General features: G+C 66.8%; 26 protein-coding genes. 9 read left to right on the forward strand and 17 right to left on the reverse strand.

The features are described from left to right. Positions 1-369: a succinate dehydrogenase, hydrophobic membrane anchor protein gene (sdhD, locus tag BM297_RS05695; protein WP_092429180.1), complete on the reverse strand. Its 369-nt coding sequence runs from the start codon at positions 367-369 to the stop codon at positions 1-3. Then, positions 363-737 carry a succinate dehydrogenase, cytochrome b556 subunit gene (sdhC, locus tag BM297_RS05700; RefSeq protein ID WP_090308041.1) on the reverse strand — a complete coding sequence of 125 codons (375 nt, stop codon included), beginning with the start codon at positions 735-737 and terminating at the stop codon, positions 363-365. Before sdhC ends, sdhD begins: the two co-directional genes overlap by 7 nt. 379 nt (positions 738-1,116) lie before the next feature. Between sdhC and gltA the strand changes: the two genes are divergently transcribed. Further along, a complete protein-coding gene (gltA, locus tag BM297_RS05705) occupies positions 1,117-2,403 on the forward strand; it encodes a citrate synthase (RefSeq protein ID WP_092429182.1) in 1,287 nt (428 codons plus the stop codon). A 160-nt stretch (positions 2,404-2,563) separates the two neighbouring features. Here the strand turns inward: gltA and BM297_RS05710 are convergent, their stop codons facing one another. Continuing rightward, positions 2,564-2,815 (reverse strand): YkgJ family cysteine cluster protein, encoded by a 252-nt coding sequence (locus tag BM297_RS05710; protein ID WP_175526606.1) that lies wholly within the window; start codon positions 2,813-2,815, stop codon positions 2,564-2,566. 200 nt (positions 2,816-3,015) lie between these two features. Then, the gene (locus BM297_RS05715) at positions 3,016-3,894 is read right to left on the reverse strand and encodes an NAD(P)-dependent oxidoreductase (RefSeq protein WP_092429184.1); all 879 of its coding nucleotides are present in this window, start codon (positions 3,892-3,894) and stop codon (positions 3,016-3,018) included. Between the two features lie 102 nt (positions 3,895-3,996). Between BM297_RS05715 and BM297_RS05720 the strand changes: the two genes are divergently transcribed. Together BM297_RS05720 and ppnP are read left to right on the forward strand one after the other, a co-directional pair. Next, on the forward strand, positions 3,997-4,584 hold the full coding sequence (locus BM297_RS05720; RefSeq protein ID WP_092429186.1) for a 3'-5' exonuclease: 588 nt from the start codon (positions 3,997-3,999) through the stop codon (positions 4,582-4,584). Positions 4,585-4,703: 119 nt separating this feature from the next. Further along, positions 4,704-4,985 (forward strand): pyrimidine/purine nucleoside phosphorylase, encoded by a 282-nt coding sequence (gene ppnP, locus BM297_RS05725; RefSeq protein ID WP_090308032.1) that lies wholly within the window; start codon positions 4,704-4,706, stop codon positions 4,983-4,985. Between the two features lie 97 nt (positions 4,986-5,082). On the opposite strand, the gene cysB is transcribed toward ppnP, so the two are convergent. The 3 genes from cysB to BM297_RS05740 all read right to left on the reverse strand — a co-directional run bounded on the left by cysB (position 5,083) and on the right by BM297_RS05740 (position 7,756). Beyond that, positions 5,083-6,057 carry an HTH-type transcriptional regulator CysB gene (gene cysB, locus BM297_RS05730; protein WP_092429188.1) on the reverse strand — a complete coding sequence of 325 codons (975 nt, stop codon included), beginning with the start codon at positions 6,055-6,057 and terminating at the stop codon, positions 5,083-5,085. A 120-nt stretch (positions 6,058-6,177) separates the two neighbouring features. Next, positions 6,178-6,672 (reverse strand): universal stress protein, encoded by a 495-nt coding sequence (locus BM297_RS05735; RefSeq protein WP_092429190.1) that lies wholly within the window; start codon positions 6,670-6,672, stop codon positions 6,178-6,180. 130 nt (positions 6,673-6,802) lie between these two features. Then, positions 6,803-7,756: a putative 2-dehydropantoate 2-reductase gene (locus BM297_RS05740; protein ID WP_092429192.1), complete on the reverse strand. Its 954-nt coding sequence runs from the start codon at positions 7,754-7,756 to the stop codon at positions 6,803-6,805. 274 nt (positions 7,757-8,030) lie between these two features. Here BM297_RS05740 and BM297_RS05745 point away from each other — a divergent pair, with 274 nt between their 5' ends. Next, complete coding sequence (locus BM297_RS05745; protein ID WP_092429194.1) at positions 8,031-9,107, forward strand: 3-deoxy-7-phosphoheptulonate synthase; 1,077 nt, start codon at positions 8,031-8,033, stop codon at positions 9,105-9,107. 60 nt (positions 9,108-9,167) lie between these two features. Here the strand turns inward: BM297_RS05745 and BM297_RS05750 are convergent, their stop codons facing one another. Continuing rightward, entirely contained in the window at positions 9,168-9,452 is a 285-nt protein-coding gene (locus tag BM297_RS05750; RefSeq protein ID WP_092429196.1) for a GNAT family N-acetyltransferase, read from the reverse strand. Between the two features lie 374 nt (positions 9,453-9,826). Here BM297_RS05750 and BM297_RS05755 point away from each other — a divergent pair, with 374 nt between their 5' ends. Next, complete coding sequence (locus tag BM297_RS05755) at positions 9,827-10,078, forward strand: Lpp/OprI family alanine-zipper lipoprotein (RefSeq protein ID WP_090308018.1); 252 nt, start codon at positions 9,827-9,829, stop codon at positions 10,076-10,078. 154 nt (positions 10,079-10,232) lie between these two features. Here BM297_RS05755 and BM297_RS05760 read toward each other — a convergent pair whose 3' ends face one another. The 3 genes from BM297_RS05760 to BM297_RS05770 all read right to left on the reverse strand — a co-directional run bounded on the left by BM297_RS05760 (position 10,233) and on the right by BM297_RS05770 (position 12,201). Beyond that, a complete protein-coding gene (locus BM297_RS05760) occupies positions 10,233-11,189 on the reverse strand; it encodes a L,D-transpeptidase family protein (RefSeq protein WP_092429198.1) in 957 nt (318 codons plus the stop codon). Between the two features lie 64 nt (positions 11,190-11,253). Further along, positions 11,254-11,535: a hypothetical protein gene (locus BM297_RS05765; protein WP_092429200.1), complete on the reverse strand. Its 282-nt coding sequence runs from the start codon at positions 11,533-11,535 to the stop codon at positions 11,254-11,256. Between the two features lie 60 nt (positions 11,536-11,595). Next, positions 11,596-12,201 carry an arylesterase gene (locus BM297_RS05770; RefSeq protein WP_092429300.1) on the reverse strand — a complete coding sequence of 202 codons (606 nt, stop codon included), beginning with the start codon at positions 12,199-12,201 and terminating at the stop codon, positions 11,596-11,598. A 10-nt stretch (positions 12,202-12,211) separates the two neighbouring features. Between BM297_RS05770 and BM297_RS05775 the strand changes: the two genes are divergently transcribed. From BM297_RS05775 to greB, 3 genes are read left to right on the forward strand one after another with little or no spacing between them, the layout of a single operon-like run. Continuing rightward, the gene (locus BM297_RS05775) at positions 12,212-12,892 is read left to right on the forward strand and encodes an ABC transporter ATP-binding protein (RefSeq protein ID WP_092429202.1); all 681 of its coding nucleotides are present in this window, start codon (positions 12,212-12,214) and stop codon (positions 12,890-12,892) included. 1 nt (position 12,893) lies between these two features. Next, positions 12,894-15,398, forward strand: a complete 2,505-nt coding sequence (locus BM297_RS05780) for an ABC transporter permease (RefSeq protein ID WP_092429204.1) — start codon at positions 12,894-12,896, stop codon at positions 15,396-15,398. A 36-nt stretch (positions 15,399-15,434) separates the two neighbouring features. Continuing rightward, complete coding sequence (gene greB / locus BM297_RS05785; protein WP_092429206.1) at positions 15,435-15,932, forward strand: transcription elongation factor GreB; 498 nt, start codon at positions 15,435-15,437, stop codon at positions 15,930-15,932. 9 nt (positions 15,933-15,941) lie between these two features. On the opposite strand, the gene BM297_RS05790 is transcribed toward greB, so the two are convergent. Both BM297_RS05790 and BM297_RS05795 read right to left on the reverse strand, forming a co-directional pair. After that, positions 15,942-16,391: a DoxX family protein gene (locus tag BM297_RS05790; RefSeq protein WP_092429208.1), complete on the reverse strand. Its 450-nt coding sequence runs from the start codon at positions 16,389-16,391 to the stop codon at positions 15,942-15,944. Positions 16,392-16,491: 100 nt separating this feature from the next. Continuing rightward, the gene (locus tag BM297_RS05795; protein ID WP_092429210.1) at positions 16,492-17,859 is read right to left on the reverse strand and encodes an MltF family protein; all 1,368 of its coding nucleotides are present in this window, start codon (positions 17,857-17,859) and stop codon (positions 16,492-16,494) included. Between the two features lie 135 nt (positions 17,860-17,994). Between BM297_RS05795 and BM297_RS05800 the strand changes: the two genes are divergently transcribed. Continuing rightward, positions 17,995-18,801: a TatD family hydrolase gene (locus BM297_RS05800; protein WP_092429212.1), complete on the forward strand. Its 807-nt coding sequence runs from the start codon at positions 17,995-17,997 to the stop codon at positions 18,799-18,801. A gap of 25 nt (positions 18,802-18,826) precedes the next feature. Here the strand turns inward: BM297_RS05800 and BM297_RS05805 are convergent, their stop codons facing one another. The 4 genes from BM297_RS05805 to BM297_RS05820 form a co-directional block, all read right to left on the reverse strand. Continuing rightward, entirely contained in the window at positions 18,827-19,597 is a 771-nt protein-coding gene (locus BM297_RS05805; RefSeq protein WP_092429214.1) for a CHAD domain-containing protein, read from the reverse strand. 93 nt (positions 19,598-19,690) lie between these two features. Continuing rightward, positions 19,691-21,712, reverse strand: a complete 2,022-nt coding sequence (locus BM297_RS05810) for a transglutaminase TgpA family protein (RefSeq protein WP_092429216.1) — start codon at positions 21,710-21,712, stop codon at positions 19,691-19,693. Continuing rightward, positions 21,709-22,689 carry a DUF58 domain-containing protein gene (locus BM297_RS05815; protein WP_092429218.1) on the reverse strand — a complete coding sequence of 327 codons (981 nt, stop codon included), beginning with the start codon at positions 22,687-22,689 and terminating at the stop codon, positions 21,709-21,711. The genes BM297_RS05810 and BM297_RS05815 overlap by 4 nt, the downstream gene beginning before the upstream one ends. Further along, entirely contained in the window at positions 22,689-23,606 is a 918-nt protein-coding gene (locus BM297_RS05820) for an AAA family ATPase (protein WP_092429220.1), read from the reverse strand. The genes BM297_RS05815 and BM297_RS05820 overlap by 1 nt, the downstream gene beginning before the upstream one ends. Between the last annotated feature and the right edge of the window lie 233 nt (positions 23,607-23,839).

Genomic DNA, 23,839 nt, shown 5'->3' on the forward strand with positions numbered 1-23,839 from the left:
TCAGATACCCCAAAGAATCTGCACACCCCAGACAAAGAACGCGAACATGGCGATGCCGCAGACTGCCTGGAAAAGGAAACGCACAGCGGTGGCCGACTTGCCCAGCGCCATCGGCGTCAGGTAGTCGGTGGAGATGGTCCACATGCCGACCCACGCGTGTGCACTCAGGGCAACGATGGCCAGCAGGCTGAAGATGCGCATCCAGTTTTGGGAGAACAGACCGTGCCAGTCGGCAAAGCTCAGACCCGGATTGGCTACCAGGTAGCCCAGCAGGAAGATGAAATAAGCCGCGAGAACCACAGCGGAAACCCGCTGGGCCATCCAGTCGTACAGACCCGACCGAGAGAAGTTAGTGACGTTGGTTACCATACCCACACCCCCGCAAGAACGATCAGCACCGCGGAGATGGCGATGACGATTTTGGAGCCCAGCTTGCCGCCTTCCAGCGTTTCACCAATGCCCATATCCATAATCAGATGGCGAATACCGGCTACCATGTGGTACAGCAGCGCGGACAACAGGCCCCAGATCACGAACTTGGCCAGAGGGCTGGTCAGACACGCCTTCACCTGCTCGAAGCCTTCCTCGGACGTCAGGGACAGATCGAGTGCATACAACAGCACTGCGATGCCCACGAACAGAATGACGCCGGAAATACGGTGAGCGATGGACGTGTAAGCAGTGATTGGGAGTTGGATGGTCCTAAGGTCTAGGTTTACGGGTCGTTTGCTATTCACGGCTTCTTTTCACACTGAGAGCCCCAACCAGCAGGGCAAGTTGTCGGGAAGGTGCACTTGTCAGGTACCCATCACCAGGGAGCGACAACAGCCAGAACCTAGGCCTGGCATAGCCTCTGGCGGTCGGCCACGCAGTATAGACAGTTAGACCTTCGATGACAACGCGCCCCCCTAGCCTAAAGGACTGATTGTCGCACCCCTGCAAAAGGAGTAAATAGCCGTCTAATTGGCACGAACATGCCGGCCGGAAAGCGACGCAAACCGACTTTCGGACAAATTGACTTTCGCTTTTATGGCTCTATAGTGGCACGGGCCCTGCCTGGGGGGCCGTGTTTCATAAAGATGATTTCAAGCCAAGCAAAATTTTAGGAGGCCGGTTATGGCTGACAAGAAAGCACAGTTGATCATCGAGGGCGCAGCCCCCGTCGAGCTGCCCATTCTCTCTGGGACCGCCGGTCCCGACGTCATTGACGTCCGGGCCCTGACCAATCAGGGCGTCTTCACCTATGATCCTGGCTTCATGTCGACAGCCGCTTGCGAGTCGAAGATCACCTTCATCGACGGCGACAAGGGCATCCTGATGCACCGCGGCTACCCGATCGAGCAGCTGGCCGAGAAGTCCGACTACCTCGAGACCTGCTACGCGCTGCTCTACGGCGAGCTGCCGACTGCCGAACAGAAGGCCGAGTTCACCGGCCTGGTGAAGAACCACACCATGGTTCACGAGCAGATGAAGTCGTTCCTCAACGGCTTCCGTCGCGACGCTCACCCGATGGCCGTGATGTGCGGCATGGTTGGCGCCCTGTCGGCGTTCTACCACGACTCGCTGGACAACAACAATCCGCAGCACCGCGAAATCTCCGCGATCCGCCTGATCGCCAAGATGCCGACCATGGCTGCCATGTGCTACAAGTACTCAGCCGGCCAGCCGATCATGTATCCGCGCAACGATCTGAGCTACGCGGAAAACTTCCTGCACATGATGTTCAACACCCCGTGCGAAGAGAAGAAGATCAACCCGATCCTGGCCAAGGCCATGGACCGCATCTTCATCCTGCACGCCGACCATGAGCAGAACGCCTCCACCTCCACCGTGCGCCTGACCGGCTCCACCGGTGCTAACCCGTTCGCCTGTATCGCCGCCGGCATCGCCGCGCTGTGGGGACCGGCCCACGGTGGCGCCAACGAAGCCGTGCTGACCATGCTCGACGAAATCGGCGACGTGTCGAACATCGAGAAGTTCATCGCCAAGGCCAAGGACAAGAACGACCCGTTCAAGCTGATGGGCTTCGGTCACCGCGTGTACAAGAACTTCGACCCGCGTGCCAAGGTCATGAAGCAGACCTGCGACGAGGTGCTGTCCGAGCTGGGCATCAACGATCCGAAGCTCGAGCTGGCCATGAAGCTGGAAGAGATCGCGCGCAACGATCCGTACTTCAAGGAACGCAACCTGTACCCGAACGTCGACTTCTACTCGGGCATCATCCTGAAGGCCATCGGCATTCCGACCAGCATGTTCACCGTGATCTTCGCCCTGGCACGTACCGCCGGCTGGATCGCCCAGTGGAAGGAAATGTACGCCGAAGGCTACAAGATCGGCCGTCCGCGCCAGATCTACACCGGCTACACCCAGCGTGACTACCTGCCGCTGGATCAGCGCAAGTAAGTTCGGCGCTACATACAAAAGGGCTGCCTCGGCAGCCCTTTTGCTTTTCCGGCCTACCCCACCACCCCGGCAGACCTCCACCCGGGATCGCTGCGAACTGCTCGCCGCAGAAAAGCCCGAACCCCCACCCGCAGCACTGGCGCCCCAGGGTGAAGGCGACTCAGGCCGTCAGTTGCTCCAGCTCGCTCAGCAGGCGAATGGCCTGTTCATCCGTCTCGCCGCAGACCAGCGGGTCGGCGGAAAACCGTGCGCACACCGCTGGCCGCTCAGGTCGACCGAACAGACGACAGAGGTTTCCCTCATCCAGCTGCACGCAGCGCACACCGGCCGGCTTGCCCGCGGGCATGCCGGGGATGGGCGAGGAAATCGACGGGGCGATGCAGCAGGCCCCACAACCGGCTCGACATTGCATGATCAGTGCCACCAGAACAATTTTGGACCCAGATAACCAGGCGTGACCTCCGCCACGCGGCGCGCGAGGATAGCCGCCGCTTCGGCACTCGCCAAGTGCTGCCCATCATGATTATTCCGCGGAGACACGCCACGCCGGCTTGGATGCAGGCGCCGCCCTGCTCAGCCTCCGCAGCACCTGGGCGCACTGACCCGGGTCACTCAGGACTTCGCCGGCGACTTCAGTCGGGTGAGCAGGCTCGAGGTATCCCAGCGCCCGCCGCCCGCCGCCTGCACGTCGGCGTAGAACTGATCGACCAGCGCGGTGACCGGCAACTGGGCGCCGTTGCTGCGCGCCTCGTCGAGCAGGATGCCGAGATCCTTGCGCATCAAGTCTACCGCGAAACCGAAGTCGAAGCGCCCCTCGAGCATGCTCGCGTGACGATTCTCCAGCTGCCAGGATTGCGCCGCGCCCTTGCTGATCACCTCCATCGCCGCCTTGCCATCCAGGCCCGCGCACTGGGCAAAATGCAATGCCTCGGACAACCCCTGAAGCAGACCACCGATACAGATCTGATTGACCATCTTGGTCAACTGACCGCTACCGGCATGCCCCATCAGGCGCACCATGCGCGCATAGCTCTGAATAACCGGCTCGGCGCGGGCGAACACTGCCGGCTCGCCACCCACCATCACCGTCAGCACGCCGTTCTGCGCACCGGCCTGGCCACCGGATACCGGCGCATCGAGAAACTCCAGCTCGCGTTCGGCGGCCAGCACCGCCAGCTCCCGCGCCACCGTTGCCGATGCGGTGGTGTGATCGACCAGCACGCAGCCCGGCGCCATGCCGGCGAAGGCGCCATCCGCACCCAGCACCACGGCGCGCAGATCGTCATCGTTGCCCACGCAGCTCATCACATACTCGGCACCCAGCGCGGCCTCGCGCGGCGTCACGGCACTGCGCCCGCCGTGCTCGGCAACCCAGCGCTGCGCCCTCTCCGCCGTGCGGTTGTACACGCACACCTCATGGCCGTTGCGCACCAGATGTCCAGCCATCGGGTAGCCCATCACCCCGAGCCCCAGAAATGCGACCTTTGCCATCCTTTCACCTCCATTGAGCGAGCGCCTGAGCCTAGCACAGGGGTTTGCCGCAGCAGTAGGCAGACCCCATACTCGCGCCATACGGACGGAGGAGCGGCGCGCATGAAGCACTGGCTGGTAATCGACCTGGAAGCGACCACCGATGACGGTGGCTGGCCGATCGAAGAAATGGAAATCATCGAGATCGGCGCCGTGATCGTCGATGAGCAGGGCCGCGAGCAGGACCACTTCCAGAGCTTCGTCCGCCCTACCCGCTGCCCGCAGCTCACCGCCTTCTGCCGGCAGCTGACGCATATCCGCCAGACCGACGTGGACGGCGCGCCTACCCTGCTCCAGCTGCAGGCAAGTTTCGAACCCTGGCTGCAGCAACATCTGGCCAGCCTGCAAGGCTGGCTCAGCTGGGGCAACTACGATCGCCAACAGTTCGAGGCAGAATGGCGCCGGCAGCAGATCGCCAGTTGCCTGACCGGGCTGCCGCACTTCAACCTGAAGAAGCTGTTCAACCGCCAGTTCAAGGACAGCGCCGGGCGCAAGCAGGTCGGCCTGAACCACGCACTGGAACAGGCCGGGCTGGTATTTCGCGGCACCCAGCATCGCGGCATCGACGATGCGCGCAACATCGCCCGCCTGCTGCCGCTGACCCTGCCGACACTCGCCGCAGCACGCCTCGAACTACAAGCACCACACTGAGTCGCCGAAGGCCAGGGCCAGCGAGCACGATTGCACTGCCCGTGGCAGCGGCACAGGTGACGTATTCATGCGCCTTGGGCATACTGCGGACCCTTTTCTTCCCTTCCTGCGAGGCCCGCATGTTCAAGGTCAACGAGTACTTCAACGGCACCGTCAAATCCATCGGCTTCGAGATGAGCGAAGGCCCCGCCACCGTCGGCGTGATGGCTCCCGGCGAGTACGAATTCGGCACCGCCAAGGCCGAAGTCATGCACGTGGTGGCCGGCGCCCTGACCGTCAAGCTGCCGGGCAGCGACAGCTGGGAAACCTTTGCCGCCGGCAGCAAGTTCAACGTGCCGGCCGACAGCAAGTTCCAGCTGAAGGTCGCCCAGGACACCGCTTATCTCTGCGAGTACCGCTGAGCGCAGGCCTGCGCCCGCAGCGTTAAACGCCTCGCCCGGGCGCAGACGAAAAAAGCCCGACCACCGCTGGTCGGGCTTTTTTATGCCTAGCGCCTGCTCAGCAGGTGGGCAGCTGCACATCCACGAACAGCTCTTCCAGCTCGGACTTGTTGCGGCACTGCACCGCCTCGGCCACCCGCTCGCGGGTCAGGTGCGGCGCAAAGCGCTCGATGAAGTCCAGCATGAAGCCGCGCAGGAAGGTGCCGCGACGGAAGCCGATCTTGGTCACGCTGGGCTCGAACAGTTCGCTGGCATCCAGCATCACCAGGTCCTGGTCGAGCACCGGATCGATGGCCATGCGCGCGACAATGCCCACCCCCAGCCCCAGGCGCACGTAGGTCTTGATCACGTCGGCATCGGCGGCGGTGAAGACCACCTTGGGCTCGAGACCGTGATGACTGAAGGCCTCGTCGAGCTTGGAGCGACCGGTGAAGCCGAACACGTAGGTCACCAGGGGATGCTCGGCCAGCGCCTCCAGGGTCAGCTTCGGCAGGCGCGTCAGCGGATGGCCCTGGGGGACGATCACGCAGCGGTTCCACCGGTAGCAGGGCATCATGACCAGATCGCCGAACTGCTCCATCGCCTCGGTGGCGATGGCGAAGTCCACGGTGCCATCGGCAGCCATCTCGGCAATCTGCGTCGGCGAGCCCTGATGCATGTGCAGGGCCACCTCCGGATATTGCTTGATGAAGGCGCTGATCACTCCCGGCAAGGCATAGCGCGCCTGGGTGTGGGTGGTGGCGATCGACAGCGTGCCCTTCTTCTCGTTGGAGAACTCCTGGGCGATCTGCTTGATGCTTTCGACCTTGCGCAGGATTTCCCCGGCCGTGGTGATGATCCGCTCGCCCGCCGGCGTCACCCGGGTCAGATGCTTGCCACTGCGGGCGAAGACCTCGACCCCCAGCTCGTCCTCCAGCAGGCGGATCTGCTTGCTGATCCCGGGCTGCGAGGTATACAGACTCTGGGCGGTGGCCGAAACATTCAGTTCATGATGCGCCACTTCCCAGATGTAACGCAGTTGCTGAAGCTTCATGAAAAATCCTCGAAACGGGAATTAGGCCGAAGGCTGCCCACTGCAGCCCTTATCTTTTATAACCATATCCATGGTCTATTTTTGATCTTAGATTAAAATGGCCTTTTTGTATGCTTTCACTCAACAGCCGCTACCCTCCGGAATGATCGGCACCAGATAGACCGGCACCCGAGCCTGCTGCAGCAGCCGCATGCAGGTGCGCCCCAGCGCCGAACCGGCTCCCATGCTCTGGCTGTGCGAGCCGATCACGATCAGCTCGACGCCCAGATCCTGGGCCTCCTGCAGAATCATCTGTGGCGGGTCGCCGAGCAGTACCCGCACGGCCCGGATCGGCAGCGAGTCCTCTTCGCTTTCCCGCAACTCGTCACAGAAGCCTTCGAACACCCGCTGCTCGATGCTCACCATCACGCTGTCCAGCCCGTTAGCCTGCAGATCAGTGAGGGTAGCCTCGTCCAGATGGGTCTGCAGAACCGACTCGGCGAACAAGCCGAGCGGCTCGACCACATGCAGGACATAGAGATCGGCGCCATGGGCACGCGCCAGCAACAGCGCATGCTGCAGCACGTAAGGCGCGAACAGACCGAGATCGGTGGCGTAGAGAATCGAGCGGATCATCAGGCCTCCGTTGGCGGGGGCTGTGTTTCCTACTCAGCGTAGCAGGCGTTTAACGATCACTCGCCGGCCCCGCCGGGAGGCACGCGAGCGACCTGAACAGCACCGCGCGCCGGCCATACCGGCTTCCTTCCTATCGCCTGCCCGCAGCCTGCAGGAAAGACAGCGCCTGATACAGCATGCGCACCCGCGGCATCTCGACACCCGCCGCAGTCGCCGCGGCCAGCGGTGCTGCGTAGAGCGCCGGCAGCTCGGCCGGGCGCTGCTGGGCGAAGTCGTGGTACATGCTCGGCAGGTAGTCGGGCATGCGGTCGGTGTAGGCCAGCAGCTTCTGCGGGTAGTTGTCCGGCAGCGTGTAGCCGCAGGCCAGGCTGGCATCGACCACTTCCTGCATCAGCGACTGCAGCAGCGCGCGGCTGTCGGCATTGGCCATCAGCGGCCGCGTGGAACTGCCAAGCAGCACCGAGACACCGTTGTAGGGGATGTTCCATACCAGTTTCTGCCAGCGCGCCTGGTTGAGATCGGCAAGCACGCTGGACTCGATGCCTGCCTCGCGCAGCCAGGCCACGCCCTGCTCGAGCAGCGCCAGACGCTCACCCGCCAGGGCCGGACCGCTGTGGTAGCCCAGGTTGCACACGCCCTGGGACTGGTGGACCACCACGCCCGGCGCCTCGCGATGGGCACAGATGAAGCACAAGCCGCCGAGCAGGTGCAGCGAGTCGGGCAGCAGCGGACGCAACGCATCCTCCACGCCCAGGCCGTTCTGCAGCAGCACCACCTTGGCCCCTGGCGCGGCGACCTGGGCAATCAGCGGCGCCAACTCGCCATTGCTGGTGGTCTTGGCGCCGACCAGCAGCCAGTCGCAGACCGGCATCGCGGCCGCATCCTGCCAGGCATTGACCTTGGGCAGATGCAGCTCGCCGAGCTGGGCATGGCGCACACGCAGGCCCTCGCGAGCCACCGCCGCGTACTCGCTACGCAGCAGGAAGTGCACCTCGAAACCGGCGCGAGCCAGCATCAGGCCGTAGTATCCACCGATGGCACCGGTACCGATGATGCCGATGCGCGGGCGAGCGGATTCGCTCATGGCAATGCTCCTCAACAATAGCGATCGCGCACTATCCATGGGCCGTGCCGGCGTAGGCAAGCCACTCGCGCAGAAAACCACCGCTGATCGCACACTGATGCATGGCAATAAAGCGGCCGAACGGCTGCGGCCAACCCCGGAAAAACTGCAAGTCTTTATTGTGAAGCGGCGGCCTAAAGCGTTAAGGTTCAGGCATCCCGTTGCCCCATATTGCTGCGCTCCGCCACGGGCCTGGCTGGCGGACGGCATCCGTGACCTGACGAGTAGTAACACGATGGCTGATTTACCGATCGACGACCTTAACATCGCCTCCAACGAGGCGCTGATCACCCCCGACCAGCTCAAGCACGAACTGCCCCTCACCGAAACCGCCCGCCAGACCGTGAGCCACGGCCGCCAAGTGGTGCGCGACATTCTCGACGGCAAGGATCACCGCCTGTTCGTGGTGGTCGGCCCCTGCTCGATCCACGACATCAAGGCCGCCCACGAGTACGCCGAGCGCCTCAAGGTGCTGGCTGCCGAGGTTTCCGACTCCCTGTTCCTGATCATGCGCGTGTACTTCGAAAAGCCGCGCACCACCGTCGGCTGGAAGGGCCTGATCAACGACCCCTACCTCGACGACTCCTTCAAGATCCAGGACGGCCTGCACATCGGCCGCAAGCTGCTCTGCGATCTGGCCGAGATGGGCCTGCCGACCGCCACCGAAGCCCTCGACCCGATCTCCCCGCAGTACCTGCAGGACCTGATCAGCTGGTCGGCCATCGGCGCGCGCACCACCGAATCGCAGACCCACCGCGAAATGGCCTCCGGCCTGTCCTCGGCAGTCGGCTTCAAGAACGGCACCGACGGCAGCCTGACCGTGGCGATCAACGCCCTGCAGTCGGTTTCCAGCCCGCACCGTTTCCTCGGCCTCAACCAGCAGGGCCAGGTGTCGATCGTCACCACCAAGGGCAACCGCTACGGCCACGTGGTCCTGCGCGGCGGCAACGGCAAGCCGAACTATGACTCGGTCAGCGTCGCCCTGTGCGAGCAGGAACTGACCAAGGCCGGCATCCGCCCGAACATCATGGTCGACTGCAGCCACGCCAACTCCAACAAGGACCCGGCTCTGCAGCCGCTGGTGATGGAAAACGTCGCCAACCAGATCCTCGAGGGCAACAACTCGATCATCGGCCTGATGGTGGAAAGCCACCTGGGCTGGGGCAGCCAGTCGATTCCGAAGGACCTCTGCGACCTCAAGTATGGCGTGTCCATCACCGATGCCTGCATCGACTGGGACAGCACGGAAAAGACCCTGCGCAGCATGCACGCCAAGCTCAAGGACGTCCTGCCCAAGCGCAAGCGTGGCTGAGCGACCATGCAGACAACAAAAAGCCGGGCATTCGCCCGGCTTTTTGTTGGTTGATCCGCCCTACTCCTGACGCTCGACGCTACGCTGGCGACGCTCCAGATAGCGCTCCACATAGGAGCAGGAAGGAATCACGGTATACCCCTTGCCTTCGGCGAACTGCAGCGCCTGCTCGGTCAGCGCCGCCGCCACGCCACGCCCGCGCAGGGCATCGGGCACGAAGGTGCGGTAGATGTCGATGGTCTGCTTGCCCAGGTCCATGTAGGACAGGTAGGCACGACAGCCATCCACCGTCACCTCGAACTGCTTGCCAACCTGATCATGCCGAATGGGCAGTGACTTGTTCATCACGCGTCTCCCCTTGCACTGCGCAACCGCCGTCCAGTTCAGCGACGATAGCCATAAAACTGTCTGCCGGAATAGGGAACATTAGCAAAGCCTGCCAGGCCCTGTCCAAAGTCTGTAGCGCCCCGAGCATCCCTCTTCAACGGCGCGGATCACGCCGATTGGACAACCGGAGTCCGAACAAGTGCCCCCACGAGGAGCAGTCGACTGATTGTTTTTTAAACAGATCCGCGATCAAGCACATAACAAAACATAAAAAATTCCACTCGCCTTGCACTCGACACGTTTACTTACTAAAAGTAATGCGTACTATATAACCCAGCCGATTTCCCGTAAGGGAGATTGCATCATGGAAAGTCCACCTTAAGGGGAACACGATGAACAACGTTCTGAAAATTTCCGCTCTGACCCTGGCCGCCATCCTGGCTACCGGTTGCAGCAGCATGTCCAAAGAAACCGAAGCCCGTCTGACCGCTACCGAAGACGCCGCTGCCCGCGCTCAGGCTCGTGCCGACGAAGCCTACCGCAAGGCCGACGAAGCTCTGGTAGCTGCTCAGAAGGCTCAGCAGACCGCTGACGAAGCCAACGAGCGCGCCCTGCGCATGCTGGAAAAAGCCAGCCGCAAGTAATAGGTTTCACGACCTTGCATTTGCAGAAGCCGACCCGCGAGGGTCGGCTTTTTTATTGCCTGGCAACAACGCCCATAGAGTAGTTGCCCAGCGCTCAGGCAATAAAAAGCCCGCTGCAGCCTGGCCACAGCGGGCTTTTCCAACCAGCAACGGCTTAGTGCGTTACCGCGCTGGCCAGCTCCTCTCGCGACAGGGCGATCTCCACCGGCAGGCCATCCTCGGCGGCGACCACCTCGCGCACCACCTCCCAGTCCAGACGCATGCTGTCTTTCAGGTCATCGCGCTTGAGCAGGGTATTGATCACTTCGGTGTGCTTGTCGACCACCGAGGGGTCGCCGTGATCGTCCAGCGGCGTGTGGGCCTCGAGGTAGACCTTGCCGCCCGCTACGCCGAACTTGTACGGCTCGTTGATGATCCGCACCGACGTGCCGACCGGCACCATCTTCGCCAGCTCCAGCACGTTGTGGTTGAGCATGCGGAAGCAGCCATGACTGACACGCATGCCGATGCCGAACTTCTTGTTCGAACCGTGGATCAGGTAACCCGGCGTACCCAGGGTGAACTTGAATGGGCCCAGCGGATTGTCCGGTCCCGGCGGGAACACCGCCGGCAGAATGTCACCGTCCGCGGCATGCTCGGCGCGGATCGACGCTGGCGGCGTCCAGGTCGGATTCGGAAACTTCCCGGTGATGGTGGTGCTGGCGATCGGCGAGCCCCAGCCTTCGCGGCCGATCCCCATCGGGAAGGTATGCACCACGTTCTGACCCTTGGGGTAGTAGTACATGCGGTACTCGGCCAGGTTGATCACGATGCCTTCACGCGGTCCTGGCGGCAGCACGAAGCGGGTCGGCAGGACGATATCGGTTCCCTCGCCAGGCAGCCAGGGATCGACGCCCGGATTGGCAGCGACCATTTCCAGATAGCCGAGGTCGTTGGCCGTGCCGATGTCGGCGAAGGTGTCCTCGTACTTGGCCTTGATCACCCGGACCTGGCCGACAACATCCTCACCGGGCGGCGGCAGAGGCAGTTCGAGCGCGCCGGCGGGTGCAGCCAGCAGCAGTGCGGCCAGGCTGGCCAGCATGGGGCGAACGGCAACAACACGGGTGAACATCGGCGATACCTGAGCAATTTTAACGGTCATTAATTGTACACCCCCGGCAAAAGCAGGGGAAACCTCAGCGCAACGGCCAGTCGCGCGGCAAGCCATGACGGTCGGCACGCAGGCGCTGCAGGCAGGCCGAGCACAGGCGACGATCCTTCAGTGCGGTCTTGTCCAGCGCTTGCCACAACGGATGGGCCGGCAACAGGCTGCCGCACAGGGTGTGATCGCCCGGATCGTCCAGCTCCAGCTGCCGGGCGACCAGGTGCATGCGCGCCTCCTGACAAGCGAACAGGTCCAGCTGCTCGTCGGGAACAAGCAGCCGGTAGGCGTACAGGGACCAGGAATGGCGCGACATCAATGGCTCCGGGGCGGCGCGGCGCGCAACCTTAGCCGAAAGCCTCGGGCGGGAAAAGCCTCACAGCAGCGGTTGCAGCGTCGGCCAGAGATTTTCCAGCAGAATCGGCTGGGCGGCGGCCGTCGGATGGATGCCGTCGGCCTGCACCATGCCGTCGACGCCCCCCACGCCCTCGAGGAAGAACGGCACCAGCGGCACCTGCTCGCGCTCGGCCAGCTCGACGTACGCCTGCTCGAAGGCGCGGGTATAGCGCGGGCCGTAGTTGGGCGGCAGCCTCATGCCCAGCAGCAGCACCTCTGCCCCGGCCGCGCGGCTCTGCGCAATCATAGCCGCAAGATTCTGTTGCAATTGCACAGGCGGCTGGCCACGCAGGCCGTCGTTGCCGCCCAGCTCGATCAGCACCAGCTGTGGCGCATGCGCATCGAGCAGCGCCGGCAGGCGGGAGAGCCCGCCGGCACTGGTGTCGCCGCTCACCGAGGCGTTCACCACCTGCCACTGCGGAGCCTCCCGTTGCAGACGCTCGGCCAGCAGGCTGACCCAGCCATCGCGGGTTTCCAGGCCGAAAGCCGCACTGATACTATCGCCAACGACCAGCAAGGTTCCCGCCGTCGCATTCTGGGCCAGCAACAGCAGGCCCAGACAGCCGCGCAACAACCAGATACGCATCGGATTCTCCATGAACAGCAGCATTCTTGCCGCGCAGAACCTTAGCAAAGTGGTCGGCAGCGCGGAAGGCGAGCTGACCATCCTCGACGATCTATCCCTGCAGCTCGGCCGCGGCGACAGCCTGGCCATCGTCGGTCGCTCCGGCTCGGGCAAATCCACCCTGCTCGGCCTGCTCGCCGGCCTCGACCGCCCCAGCAGCGGTGACGTGCTGCTGGCCGGCCATGTCCTCTCCCATCTCGATGAGGACCAGCGCGCCCGCGTGCGCGCCGAACACGTCGGCTTCGTGTTCCAGTCGTTCCAGCTGCTCGACAGCCTCACCGCGCTGGAAAACGTCATGCTGCCGCTGGAGCTGGCCGGCTGCGGCGAGGCCCGCGAACGCGCGCGCAACCTGCTGGAGCGGGTCGGTCTCGGCCAGCGCCTCGGCCACTACCCACGCCAGCTGTCCGGTGGCGAGCAGCAGCGGGTAGCGATTGCCCGTGCCTTCGTCGGCGAGCCGGACATCCTGTTTGCCGACGAACCCACCGGCAATCTAGACAGCCTCACCGGCGAGCGCATCACCGAACTGCTGTTCGAGCTCAACCGCGAGCGCGGCACCACCCTGGTGCTGGTTACCCACGACGCCCGCCTGGCCGCCCGCTGCCAGCAGCAGATCCGCCTGGAAGCTGGGCGCCTGGTCGCCACGGAGGCCTGACATGCGCACCCTGCCGCTTACCCGCCTGCTCCAGCTGAGCCTGCGCCAGTTGCTGCGCGAGGCGCGCAGCGGCGAACTGCGCGTGCTGTTCTTCGCTCTGCTGATCGCCGTCTCGGCCAGCAGTGCCATCGGCTATTTCAGCGCCCGTCTGAATGGCGCCATGCTGCTGCAGGCCGGCGAATTCCTCGCCGCCGACCTGGTGCTGCGCGGCAGCGCCCCCGCCGCTGCCGAGCAGATCGCCGCCGGCCGCCAGCAGGGCCTGGCGCACGCCCGTGCCGTGGAGTTTTCCAGCGTGGTCGCCACCGACCAGGCCATCCAGCTGGCCAGCGTCAAGGCAGTGGACGAGGCCTACCCGTTGCGCGGCCAGCTGAGGAGCGCCGAGCGCCCCTTCGCCGCCGAGACGCCCGGCGGACGCCCGGCGCCCGGCGAGGCCTGGGTCGAGGCGCGCCTGCTGGTGGCGCTGGACCTGGCGATCGGCGACTCGATCGAGATCGGTCGCCAGCCGCTGCGCCTGACCCGGGTGCTGACCTACGAGCCCGATCGCGCCGGCGACTTCTACAGCCTGACCCCGCGGGTGCTGATCAACCTGGCCGACCTGGACAGCACCGGGGTGGTCCAGCCCGGCAGTCGGGTCAGCTACCGCGAACTGTGGCGCGGCGAGCCCGCCGCGCTGGCCGCCTATCGCCGCGCTATCGAGCCCGGCCTGGCCGCCCACCAGCGCCTGCAGGACGCTCGCGACGGCAGCCGCCAGATCGGCGGCGCCCTCGACCGCGCCGGACACTATCTGGGCCTGGCCAGCCTGGTCGCCGTACTGCTCGCCGGGGTTGCCGTCGCCCTGTCCGCCGCACGCTTCGCCAGTCGGCGCTACGACCTGAGCGCCATGCTGCGCTGCTTCGGCCTGTCGCGCCGCGAGGCGCTGCTGCTGTTCGGCCTGCAACTGCTGCTGCTCGGCCTGTTCGCCAGCCTGGCCGGCGCATTGCTCGGCTGGCTGGCGCAGTTCGGCCTGTTCTACCTGCTCGGTGGACTGCTGCCGGACGAGATCCCCGCCGGCGGCCTGCTGCCGGCGCTGGTCGGCATGGCCACCGGCCTGGTGGCGCTGGCCGGCTTCGCCCTGCCGCCGCTGGCCGCCCTGGGCCGGGTGCCGCCGCTGCGCGTGCTGCGCCGCGACCTGCTGCCGCTGCCCCTGGCCAGCTGGCTGGTCTACGCCTGCGCCCTGCTGGCGCTGGCCCTGATCATGTGGTGGCTGAGTCTGGAGATCCTGCTGACCCTCGCCCTGCTCGGCGGCGGCCTGGTTGCCTGCCTGCTGTTCGGCGGCCTGTGGCTGCTGGCCCTGCGCGGCCTGCGCGGCCTGCTGGCCAACGCCGGGCTGACCTGGCGCCTGGGTCTAGGCCAGCTGCTCCGCCATCCGCTGGCGGCCGCCGGGCAGTCGCTGGCCTTCGGCCTGATCCTGCTGGCCATGGCCCTGGCCGTGATGCTGCGCAGCGAACTGCTGGACAACTGGCACGCGCAGCTCCCCGAGCAGGCGCCCAACCACTTCGCCCTGAACATCCTGCCCGCCGAGGAACAGGCCTTCGCCGCACGTATCGCCGAGCTGTCGCCGCAGCCCGCCACGCTCTATCCGGTCGTCCCCGGGCGGCTGCTCAGCATCAACGGCGAGCCGTGGCAGACTCGGGTCGACCAGGAAACCCGCGGCGACCGCGCGGTACGCCGCGACCTCAGCCTGACGTGGTCGGCCAGCCTGCCGCAGGACAATCAGCTGCTCGCCGGTCAGTGGTGGGACGGCCTGCCAGCCGACCATGGCCCGGCCGTGTCGATGGAGGCCGAGCTGGCCGAACGCCTCGGCGTCGGCCTGGGTGATCGCCTCGTCTTCAGCATCGCCGGGCAGGAGGTGGAGGCACGGGTGAGCAGCCTGCGCAGCGTCAACTGGGACAATTTCCAGCCGAATTTCTTCATGATCTTCGAGCCACGCATCCTCGCCGACCTGCCGACCACCTACCTCACCAGCTTCTACCTGCCACCAGGCTCCGAGCGCGCGCTGGTCGAGCTGGCGCGCGCCTTCCCGGCAGTCACTCTGCTGCAGGTCGACGCGGTGCTCGCCCAGCTGCGCAGCATCCTGGGCCAGGTGACCCTGGCGGTCGAATACGTGCTGCTGTTCGTGCTCGCGGCCGGCCTCGCGGTGCTGTTCGCCGGCCTGCAGGCGACGCTGGACGAGCGTATCCGCCAAGGCGCCCTGCTGCGCGCCCTCGGTGCCGAACGCGGACTGCTGGTCCGCGCCCGCCGCAACGAGTTCGCCGTGCTCGGCGCCGGCAGCGGCCTGCTCGCGGCGCTGGGCTGCGAAGTGGCCAGCGCCCTGCTCTACCGCTTGGTGTTCGACCTGTCCTGGCAGCCGCACCCATCCCTGCTTCTGCTGCCGCTGATCGGCGCGCTGCTGGTCGGCGGCGCAGGATTGCTCGGCACCCGCCGCGCCCTGAATGCCAGCCCGCTCGCCGTGCTGCGCGAAACCTGAACCTGCCTACCACCCGCCTTGCTGGATGAATGCCCGATGAGCCGTTACCGTCCGCCGCGTACCGCCGGCACCCCGCTGATCACCCCCGAGGGCGAGGCACGCATGCGCGCCGAGTTGCACGAGCTGTGGAACGTGCGCCGTCCGCAGGTCACCCAGGCGGTCAGCGAGGCGGCCGCCCAGGGCGATCGTTCCGAGAACGCCGAGTACACCTACGGCAAGAAGATGCTGCGCGAGATCGACAGTCGGGTGCGCTTTCTGCGCAAGCGCCTGGAGAACCTCAAGGTGATCAGTGAGCGGCCGAGCGATCCCGGCAAGGTCTACTTCGGCGCCTGGGTCACCCTCGAGGACGAGGACGGCGAAACCGCCCGCTATCGCATCGTCGGCCCCGACGAGTTCGACCTCAAGCTCAACCTGATCAGCATCGACTCGCCGCTGGCCCGCGCCCTGGTCGGCAAGGCGCTGGACGCCGAAGTACAGGTGCACACACCGACCGGCGAGCGCACCTGGTACGTGGTCGAGATCGATTATCCCTGAGCGCCCGCTTCAGCGGCTGGAGCAGGCACGCGCGAGCACCTCGTCAAACGACAGCTTGCCGGCGCCCTCCAGCAGCAGCGCCACGCAGGCCGCCAGCAGCGCCAAGGCGTATTCGTAGCCGTTGTTGCTCATGAAGAAGCCGTTGACCCAGTGCACGCTGAAGATCGCCACCAGCGCGACCACGACCAGCACCGCAGCCGCCGGGCGCACCAGCAGGCCGATGACCAGCGCCAGGCCGCCGAAGAACTCGCCGCTGCCGGCCAGCAGCGCCATCAGGTAACCCGGGGCCAGACCGATCGACTCCATCCACTGACCGACACCGGCCAGACCGCCACCGCCAAACCAGCCGAACAGCTTCTGGGCGCCGTGGGCCATGAAGGTCAAGCCGATCACCACGCGCAGCACGGTCAGGCCGTAGCCGCCGCGGGTGGACATCAGGGAGGCACAGAACGCATTCATGACAGGATTCTCTTCAGGCAGGTGATGAAGAGAATCTAGCCGAGAAACCCGAAACGAACAGCGCAAACCCCCGGCGTAACCGATCGAAAAACCAGATCGATCAAGGTTCCAGACGATAGCGCTCGCGGGCGAAGGCCAGATGGTACTTGTTGACGCTGCTGACGTAGCTGACCACGCCCATGCCGAAGCGCTCGGCGGCCAGCCGCTCGACCTGGAAGAACCACTGGTTGGGATTGAGCCCGCGCCTGCGGGCCTCGGCGCGCAGACGCTGCACGCGCTGCGGGCCCAGGTTGTAGGCGGCGAGGACAAAGGCCATGCGCTCGCGCTCGTTGAACTGGGCGCTGGCGAAATAGCGTCGGCGGATCATCGCCAGATACTTCGCCCCGGCCTGCACGTTGCCGTCGAGACTGGCGGCATTGCCCACCCCGACGTTGCGCGCCGCCGCCGGCGTGACCTGCAGCAGCCCCGTGGCCCCGCCAGCCCCGCGGGCGGCCGGATTGAGGGTCGACTCCTTGAACGCCAGCGCCGCCAGCAGCAGCCAGTCCAGCGACTGCGCCCGGGCATGCTGCATCAGCACCGGACGCACCCGCTCGAGACGCTGGCGCTCGAGACGGCCAAGGGGATAGTGGACCTTGTACAGGCGCCGATAGACCCGCAGGAAGGCCGCATCCTGATCGGCCGGGGCGCGGTAGCCGCGCAGGAAGCGGTCGACGCTGGCGCGCAGGTTGGGCGCCGCACGCTGCACGAACCAGCTCATGTCACCCTGGTCGGTCAGTTGCAGGTGGCGCTCGATGCGCAGTTTCGGCAGTACCTTGGCCCAGCGCTCGGCAATCGGCAGTTCGACCGCGGTCATCGGCAGGATGCCGGCGTGCACCAGCTCCAGCACATCCTCCACGGCCAGGCTGGGGTCCTGCCAGTCGGCGACGATCGGCGTCTTCAAGCCGGCATTGACCTTCAGCAAGGCATCGCGTGCGGCGCTGCCCGCCGGCAGCGCCAGGCTGCGGCCGGCCAGTTGCTCGAGACGCTGATAGCGGCGGTTGCCCTGGCGCGCCACCACCACCAGCGGCACATCGCGCAGGATCGGCGTGCTGGCGCGCACCGCCATGCCGCGGCGCACCGGCAGCAGCTCGCCCGGCGCGACCAGATCGCCCTCGCCACGCAGCAACGCCGGCAGCAACTGCTCCTTGGGCAGCGGGATCAGCTTCAGGCGCACCTCGCGACCGTCGCGGGCGTTGCGATTGAGGTACTGCTCGAAGGCGCGCAGACGCCGATACTCGATGCCAATCGGCTCGCCGCGCACCTCGCCGGAGCTGTTGCGGCTCTGGTTGACCAGCACGCGCAGCTGGCCGCTGGCACGCACGGCGGCCAGATCGCGAGTCGTCTCGCCCGGCGCCCAGCCTTCCGGCGGGCCGGCCAGACGCGCACTGGCGCCCTGCGGCAGCAGCGCCAGCAGGCACCCCAGCAGCATCAGGACGGGCAGCGTCGCGGCACAACGCTCGACAAAGCCGCTGCATCGGGCAGCCAGGTTGCGGTTAAATAAGCTCTTTTTCGTCAATCTCGAATTCCCTTCCAGGGCATTCGGCCAGAATACGGGTGCAGCACCATGCAGCTGATCGACATCGGCGTCAATCTGACCCATGCCTCATTCGCCAAAGACCGCGAAGGTTTTCTGCAACGCGCCTATGCCGCCGACGTCTGCCAGATGGTGCTCACCGGTACCTCGCCGGACGACAGCGAAGCGGCACTGGAACTGTGCCGGCAGTTCGACCCCGAAGGCCGCCGTCTGTTCGCCACCGCCGGCCTGCACCCCCACGAGGCCAGCCAGTGGAACAGCGACAGTGCGCGTCGGCTGCGCGACCTGCTGGGCGAGCCGCAGGTGCGTGCAGTGGGTGAATGCGGGCTGGATTTCAATCGCGACTTCTCGCCCAGGCCCCAGCAGGAGCGCGCGCTCGAGGAGCAACTGGCGCTGGCCTGCGAGCTGGGCCGCCCGGTGTTCCTCCACGAGCGCGAGGCCAGCGAGCGCCTGCTGGCGATCCTCGGCGAGTTCCGCGACCGTCTGCCGGCCGCGGTGGTGCACTGCTTCACCGGCGAGAAGCGCGCGCTGTACGCCTACCTCGACCTCGACCTGCATATCGGCATCACCGGCTGGATCTGCGACGAGCGCCGCGGCAGCCACCTCCACCCACTGGTGCGCGAGATTCCGGCCGGCCGGCTGATGCTGGAAAGCGATGCCCCCTACCTGCTGCCGCGCACCCTGCGGCCACGCCCCAAGCACGGTCACAACGAGCCGGCCTTCCTGATCGAGGTGCTCAACGAGGTCGCGCGCCATCGCCACGAGACGCCGGAAATCCTGGCGGCACACAGCACGGCCTGCGCCCGAGCGTTCTTCGGCCTGCCGGAGCTGGCTTAGCTCTCAATGCTCGCGGGCACGGCGATCAGCAGACGCTGTCCGCCGCGCCCAGTGCCTCCTGCAGCTGCAGCAGCACCGCATCCGCCTCGACCTCGGCGGCCGCCAGCTCGCGCTGCCAACGCACCAGGCAGGGCTGCAGGTCGGCTTCGTCGCCGGCTCGCAGGCACCATTGCAGATGGTCGTGCCAGTCGCCCAGCGCCGACTGCGCAGCCTTGAGGGCAGCCGGCGGCGCGGACAGCTGATGCGGCCAGACCTCGGCGGCGTAGCGCACGCGCTTGACCAGCAGGCGCAGACGATGGCGGTCGTGCGCCGGGTCGGCCAGCGCCGTCTGCAGCGCCTGCTGCTGGCGCAGCAGCCGGCGGTGCAACTTCTTCTCCATGCCCTTGAGCAGCCCTTCGCGCTCCACCTCGCGCAGCAACCCGGGCCACTGGGTCAGGCACTGCTGCAGATGGGGCAGCGCCGGACCGGCGAGCAGGGCCTGATAGCCCTGCTCGAGGATCTGCCGGCGCGCCATCGCGGGCCTGTGCAGGCCGTGATGCTCCAGCTCACTGATCAGCACTTCCAGATCGCGCAGCGGACTGCTCAGCCGCCCGACCTCGGCGGTGGCCGCCTCCAGGGTGTCGACGCCTGGCAGGCCGCGCAGCGGCCGCAGCAGGCTGCGCAGGCGCCGCACGGCGATGCGCAGGTCGTGCAAGGCTTCTGCGTCGGTAGCGGCCGCCAGCCGCGCCCCGGTCGCCAGCAGGGCCACCTCCAGGGTAATGAAGCGCGCGATCAGCCGATTGGCCAGTGCCGCCATTGAGTTTCCTCCGCAAGGGGTTGATCCGCTTCAGCGCCGAGCATAGCAGGCGCCTGCCGCCGCCACCGCGAAGCAGTCCAGGCACCGCGCGGCTCAGACCTCACGGCGGGGGCCACGGACGAGCGCGCCGGCGCCCCACCAGCCTCGCCGCGGCAGCTTGCGCCGCAGCTGCTTGAGCGCCCGGCGCAGCGCGGCGAGGTCGGCGGCCGTGCCGGCATAGCGCTGCCAGGCGAACCGCTGGGCAAAGGCGTCGATCTCCCGCGCCTGCGCCGGCAGCGCCGCGGCGGCCCGCGCGGCGAACGCCAGCGGCCCCTCGCCACCCTCGCGGCGCAGGCCATGGCGCGCCAGCAGGCGCTCGAAGCGCTGGTAGAGCCGCAGCAGCGGGTCATGCTCGCGCTGCCACGGCTTGAGCAGCAGCAAGGCCAGGCCGCCGAGCAGCAGCGCAGCCGCCGCGACCAGCAGCAGCGCCACCCGGCTGGCATCCACCTGGCCCAGCCAGCCTTTGAGCAGTTCGAGCTGCGCCTCGCCTTGGTAGCCGAGCACCTTGCGCTGCCAGGCATAGTTGAGACTGTCCCAGGACAGACGCAGCGAATTCAGCCAGGCGACATGCCGGTAACGGATCGGCGACAGCGCGGTCCCGGCGCGGAAGGCATCCTCGGCCGGCAGCGCCTGCTCCAGGCCCTGCTCGATGCGCTCGGGGGCGACCTGGAAGGTCGGGTCGACGCTGACCCAGCCACGCTCCGGCAGCCAGTACTCGACCCAAGCGTGGGCATCGAACTGGTGCACCAACACGTAGTTGCCGGCCGGATTCAGCTCGCCGCCCTGATAGCCGGCCACCACCCGCGCCGGAATGCCGGCCGCGCGCAGGACGAAGGTCATCGCCCCGGCATAGTGGGCACAGAAGCCCCGCCGGCTGTCGAACAGGAAGTGGTCGACGGTGTCGGCACCGGCCAGCGGCGGCTTGAGGGTGTAGAAGTACGCCTCGCGGGCAAAGTGGCCGAGCAGCTCGTCGACCAGCGCCTGCGGATTCTCGCCGTGGCGCTGGCGCAGCTGCGCCGCCCAGCGCCGCGCCCGCGGGTTGCCGTCGGCCGGCAGCTGCAGGGCGGCACCGAGGCGCGGACTGGCCTGCGGCTCGCGGCGGGCCTGCGGCCATGAGGTCACGTCGTAGAGCAGGCTCTGCTCCACCGGCCGGCGCCGCTGCAGACGGAAGTCGCCCATCTGCCGGGTCTGCTCCAGCTCCGTGCGCGCGGTATCCAGGGCGAACAGCCAGGGCTGGCCGCTCGGCTGCATGACGATGCTGTAGGACAGCGCCGGCCCCTCCGCCTGCCAGTCCGGCTCGGTGCGCGGCGGCTCGGGCAGTTGCGACCAGCGCCGACCGTCGAATTGTTCGAAGGTCAGCGCGCGCCAGTAGAGCTCGGGGCGCGGCGGAATAGGTCCGTCGAAACTGGCCCGGAACGCCAGCGCCGAGGACTGGCTGAGTTCGGCGATGTCGCCCGGACTCATGCTCTCGGCCAGGCCGGTGGTGCCGCGCTCGCCCGGCATGGGCACCGACCACAGCGGCCCCAGCCGCGGGAACAGCAGAAACAGCACCAGCATCAGCGGCACCGCCTGCAGCAGCAGGCTGGCGGCCAGGCGCAGGGTCGGCCAGGGCCGCTCGCTGAGGCCGCTCTGCTGCAGGCCGATCAACGCCGCCAGCAGGGCGGTCACCGGTAGCAGGCTGTACACCGCGGCCGGCAGGCTATCGTCGAACAGGTAGCTGGTGACCACCGCGAAGAAGCCGAGGAATACCAGCACCAGGGCATCGCGGCGGGTCTTGAGTTCCACCAGCTTGAGCACGAAGGTGGCGATCAGCAGCGCCACCCCGGCATCCAGGCCGATCAGCGAACCGCGCGAGGCGTATACCCCCACCCCCGCCGCCAGCAGCATGAAGCCCTTGGTCACCCCACCGGGATAGCTGGTGCGCATGCGGAACACCTGGAAGCGCCAGGTGGCGCAGACCAGCCACAGACCCGTTATCCAGCCCGGCAGATGGGCCAGGTGCGGCAGGATCACCAGCGCCTGGGCCACCAGCAGCCAGAGCAGGCTGATGCGCGGAATCGCCGGCGAAGCCTTCATCGACGGACCTCCGCAGGATTGGCCGGCAGGCCGAACAGCGCCAGCTCGCGCAGGCACAGCTCGCGCTGCAGCGCGCCGCTACCGGGTGCACGACTCACCCCCGGCAGGCGCAGGCCGAAGGGTTGCTCGTGACCGGCCAACTGGACGACCCAGTGGCAGAGCAGCGACAGGCGCGCTTCACGATCGCCGCCGAGGCTGTCGAAGTCCAGCCACAGGTCATGCCCCTGCAGCTCGGCGAAGTCCTTGACCAGCAGCCCCTGGCCGCGCGACCAGGCCTTCCAGTGCAGACGCCGGCGCGAGTCGCCGCTCTGGTAGGGGCGCAGCCCCTGGAAGTCGTCGACGCCGCTGCGCGTGCTGGCCATCCCCGGCTCCTCGTCGTCCGCCACGCCGCCACCGGCAGGCGGCAGCTCGCCGCTCAGCGGGCGCGGATAGACCAGCGCCGCCAGATCCAGGTCGACCCAGCTCCAGGCCACCAACAGACCGAGGGGAAAGCGGCTCTCGACCCGCAGGCGCGGCGCACGCAGCCAACCGCGCTGGCTGGCGGGCAGGAACAGCTCCATTTCGCTGCTGCCGTCGGCCTCGACCTCCACCGCCTGCAGCGGCGCCGGGGGCCAACCCAGGGCTATGCCGCGATGGGCACGCCCGTTGCTCTGCAGGCGCAGACGAAAACCGGCCTGCTCGCCGGCGAACACCGGCGGCGCCTCGCCCGCGGCCAGCACCAGGCCGGCCAGGTTGCGGTAGGTGTGCAGGATGGTGACCAGGCCCAGCGACAGCAGCAGGAAGGTCAGCCCGTAGGCCAGGCTGTTCTGGTAGTTGATCGCCGCCAGCAGCATCAGCAGCAGCGCCAGACCGAACATCAACCCCTGCGGGGTGGGCAGGATGAAGATCCGCCGCTGGTCCAGACGCACCTGGCGGGCCGGCGGAATGCGCTTCTCCAGCCAGCGGTGCCAGCGCGTGGCAAACAGGCGGGCGGGCATCAGAACGGCGTCACTTCGCGCAGCAACCACTGCACCAGCGCACCGCCGCCGTGCCCGGCCGGATCGGCCTGGTCGCGCAGGCGATGGCCGGCCACCGACGGCAGCACCGCCTGCACGTCCTCGGGAATCACGTAGTCACGGCCGGCCAGCATCGCCCAGGCCCGCGCCGCGGCGAGCAGCGCCAGGCTGCCGCGCGGCGACAGGCCAAGGGCAAAGGCCGGCTGGGTACGGGTCGCCTCGGCCAGGCGCAGGACGTAGTCGATCACCGCATCGCTGGCATGCACGCCCGGCACCTCGGCCTGGATCCGCGCCAGCGCGGCGTGGTCGAGAATCGGTTCCAGACGCGGCAGCAGGTCGCGGCGCGCCTCGCCGAGCAGCAGTGCCTTCTCGGCACTGCGCGCCGGATAGCCGAGCGACACGCGCATCAGGAAGCGGTCGAGCTGCGACTCAGGCAGGGCGAAGGTGCCGCCCTGGCAGCTGGGGTTCTGCGTGGCGATGACGAAGAACGGCTCGGGCAGCGGCCGCGTGGCCCCCTCGATGGTCACCTGCCCCTCCTCCATCGCCTCGAGCAGGGCGCTTTGGCTTTTCGGGGTGGCGCGGTTGATTTCGTCGGCCAGCACCAGCTCGGCGAAGATCGGCCCCGGATGGAAGATGAACTGCCCGGTTTCCCGATTGAATACCGAGGTGCCGAGAATGTCACCGGGCAGCAGGTCGGAGGTGAACTGGATGCGCTGATAACTGAGGCCCAGCACCCTGGCCAGGGTATGGCTGAGGGTGGTCTTGCCCATCCCCGGCAGATCCTCCAGCAGCAGATGGCCACGCGCCAGCAGGCAGGCCAGGGCCAGGCGCACCTGCTTGTCCTTGCCGAGCAGAACCTGGTTGACGGCCGCCAGGCAGCTGTCCAGTTGGGTGCGCATGCGCGTACTCCCTTCGCGAAAAGCGCTGATCCTACTGGGCCAGCGCCGCGAGGCAAAGCGGAGCGACGCCGAATTGCCGGCGCGTCCACGCTTGCAGCAGGTTGCGGATCGCCCCGCAGGGCGAGCCGCCGCGGCCAGGCGGCAAAGACCGTGGTTTTATTGCGGGATATTACGAGACCGCAGCCCCCGTAACTCGGGGGCTGCGGCGCAGTGTCCCGCAATCGTCACATCCA

It is taken from the genome of Geopseudomonas sagittaria, assembly GCF_900115715.1.
Taxonomy (GTDB): Bacteria; Pseudomonadota; Gammaproteobacteria; order Pseudomonadales; family Pseudomonadaceae; genus Geopseudomonas; species Geopseudomonas sagittaria.